This window comes from Komagataeibacter xylinus NBRC 15237 (genome assembly GCF_001571345.1).
Taxonomy (GTDB): Bacteria; Pseudomonadota; Alphaproteobacteria; order Acetobacterales; family Acetobacteraceae; genus Komagataeibacter; species Komagataeibacter xylinus.
The window spans coordinates 1-1,170 of record NZ_BCTP01000128.1 but is presented as its reverse complement, the minus strand read 5'-3'; the positions used below and the strand labels follow the sequence as shown (position 1 = coordinate 1,170).

General features: G+C 62.3%; 1 protein-coding gene. It reads right to left on the bottom strand.

Translation table 11 applies throughout. From position 1 onward, the window contains the following. Positions 1-13 precede the first annotated feature (13 nt). Positions 14-1,083 (bottom strand): IS630 family transposase gene (locus GXY01S_RS17805; RefSeq protein ID WP_110570501.1). Its coding sequence is split into 2 segments (ribosomal slippage): positions 14-597 and positions 597-1,083, totalling 1,071 coding nucleotides; the frame shifts between segments, so codons are not numbered across the junction. Between the last annotated feature and the right edge of the window lie 87 nt (positions 1,084-1,170).

The following is a 1,170-nucleotide window of genomic DNA, read 5'->3' as shown; positions in this document are numbered from 1 at the left end:
GTAATACCAACGGTTATAGAGACTGACCTGTATGAGCCCACTTTCTGAGACCGATGGATCGGATGGTTTCCGGCAGGTCGGCAAGGTTGTTCCAGGCGGAACAGGCGGCGTCGATGATGTGCTCGATGCCGTCAAAGACGGTATTGGACAACCAGTTGGCGCGTAGGAACTGCCAGATATTCTCGACCGGGTTCAGTTCGGGAGCACGGGACGGTAGGAAGATCAGGCTGACATTGCGGGGCATTTTGAGCTTGGGCGTAGTATGCCATCCGGCGCGATCGAGCAGGACGACCGCGTGGGCGCCTCGTGTCACGCAACGCGAGATTTCCTCGATATGCAGTTGCATGCTGGCCGTGCCGGTGAATGGAAGCGCCAGGCCAGCGGCTTTGCCGCGCGCCGGGCAGATCGCCCCGAACAGCCAGGCATTGTCGTAGCGCTGGTCGGCCGGCTGGCGTGGCCGCGTGCCTCGCCGGGCCCATTGCCGGACGATGCCGTTCTTCTGGCCGATCCGGGCCTCGTCCTGGAACCAGATCTCGATCGACTTTCCCTTCGGCAGATGACCGGTGTGGGCGCTCAGGATGCGAGGGAAGTTTTTTTGAATGCCTCCATGACGGCAGTATCCTGCCCCGGATGACGCGGCCGGGCGCTGACATGGGAAAAACCAAGCCGTTTCAGCAGGGTGGATACGTGACGCTCATGATAGACGACGCCGAAGCGCTCTTCGATCACGCGTTGCAGATCGACGCGGCGCCAGCGCACCACGCCATCGCGCTGCCGATCCGGACCCGCCTCGACCAGCGCCTTCAATTCGGCCTGCTGTGCGGCATTCAGACGGCAGGCCGGCCCTGCGTGCTGATAGTCGCGCAGGCCATCGGGCCCTTCGGCATTGAAACGGTGAACCCAGTCTCGCAATGTCTGGCGGTCCATGCCACCTACGCGGGCTGCATCGGTGCGGTTTGCCCCGTCACGGATCGCCGCCAGGGCCAGAAGCCGGCGCGCAGCATTCGCATGCCGACTGCGTGCCGCAAGCCGCCTCAGGTCAGAGGCCGAATAGTCATCCCGTAGCTTCACCGCCCTCGTCATCAGCCAGTTCCTCCCGCAGCAAGAGAAACAGAGCCAACTCCGTTCGTCACTTCACATACGAGTCAGGGGCTACATCCTTTGGTATAA